Origin of the sequence: Pseudomonas lurida (genome assembly GCF_013522705.1) — a bacterium.
GTDB lineage: Bacteria > Pseudomonadota > Gammaproteobacteria > Pseudomonadales > Pseudomonadaceae > Aquipseudomonas > Aquipseudomonas quebecensis.
On the sequence record NZ_JAAMRE010000066.1, the window covers coordinates 1 to 1,209 of the forward strand.

Consider the following 1,209-nt stretch of genomic DNA (forward strand, 5'->3'; position numbering starts at 1 on the left):
CGAACTCATCCTCGCGCGCCACCTCGCGGCCCAGGTCGTCATAGCGATAGCGCTTGATCCCGCCATTGGGCAGTTGCTCCTCAATGAGCTGACCGCGTTCATTCCACACCAGCCGATGGCAGCTGTGATCCGGGTACCAAACCCCGGTCAGTTGTCCGTATTTGTTGTAGCTGTAATCCGTGACATGCCCATCGGGATCGATCTTACGAACGACATCGCCCTGGTCATTGCGCTCGTATTTCCAGACCGCTTCACCCCGGCGCACCACCCGTACGAAACCGTTGTCATGCTCGTAGGTTGTTGGCTCATCATCCCCAGGAAACAACGCCACCAAGCGTCCGGCTTCGTCGTACTGATACGCCGTCACCGCCCCCAGCGGGTCCTGCTCGACCGTCAGCCGGCCTTTAGCGTCGTAGGACTTGAAGTGTTCGGCACCGTCCGGATCAGTGCGCTGCACAAGCCGCGCGCGGTCATCGTGGACGTACACTTCCTGGCTGCCATCGGCGTTGTGCACCGTGACCTGGCCGTCATCGCCCCACACATACCGCGTGTCCATCTGCGAGAAACTGGCCCAGTGCCGCACACAGCGCGCCGCTTTGCCGGAGCGTTCCCACGCCCAGAAAAAACTCGCCCCACCGGCCAGTCCACGCTCAACAATGACGTGCTGCTCGTCGTAGCGGTACACCTCGCTTTCACCGACGGCATTGGTCGCCGAGACCAGTCGGCCCAGGTCGTCATAGGCGTAGGAAACAACGTTCTGCTCGGTGATCCATTCGTAAGGCTCGTGCTCCTTGGCGCGCTGAATCTGGTAGTCCACCGCGACGATGCGACCGGACGAGTAGCGCAGAAACAACGAGCGACCCACCCCGTTATCCACCCGCTCGATACGTCCGAGCACGTCGCGGAAAATTCGCAGGCGGTTGTCATACGCATCGCTGATCGCTGTCAGCACACCATCGCGAAAGTGGTAGAACCGCGAGGCCTGCGCCAGCACCAATTCATCCGGCGAAGCCCCCAGATAGATCGCCGCTTCGGCCAAGCTATTGGTGATTGCAGGTCGAGCAACCGTGGGCAAGGGCAGAGTGATCGACCGGTTCTCATGATCCGTCCACACCACTGAGTCGCCGTCGACCACCAGCCGCTGCGCCAGCGAATGACTCCAGCCAACCCCCAACCCGACATCCACTTCCACCGCACTGGTGCGATACA

The 1,209-nt window shown here is 61.2% G+C and carries 1 protein-coding gene; it reads right to left on the reverse strand.

The features are described 5' to 3' along the window. Positions 1 to 1,209: DUF6531 domain-containing protein (locus G7025_RS26540; RefSeq protein ID WP_181081938.1), on the reverse strand; the 1,209-nt coding region annotated here is incomplete at both ends.